Here is a 300-nt window from a genome sequence, read left to right as displayed (position 1 = left end):
CCTCGGAGGCCTTGGCGATGACATGGAATTTGTCGAACGTGATCCCGGCTTTGGGCAGGTGGTCCGTGACGCCTCGGATGAAGGCCGGCGACATGTCGATGCTGCAGCTGTCGACAGCATTCGGGTCCCCGCCATGGGCTCCTTGGCGTTTGTTGGGTTGCGGGGGCTGTAGAATAATGCGGATCGGTATATTAATGGTATGCGATGTTTGGTGTTGAGATCCCCCATGGGGTTTTGCCGTGGGTCTAGGATGTAGCTCCAGACCCTGGTCGCTCGGCTGACGACACTCAGGACGGCACG

General features: G+C 59.0%; 1 pseudogene. It reads right to left on the bottom strand.

Going from position 1 to position 300, the window contains the following annotated elements:
- Positions 1-139: pseudogene (locus ACEWQZ_RS00100) on the bottom strand (transposase); the annotation flags it as partial.
- Positions 140-300: the final 161 nt, after the last annotated feature.

This window comes from Wenzhouxiangella sp. YN1 (genome assembly GCF_056324145.1).
The sequence above is the reverse complement of the archived record's forward strand: the minus strand, read 5'-3'. Positions and strand labels throughout refer to the sequence as shown.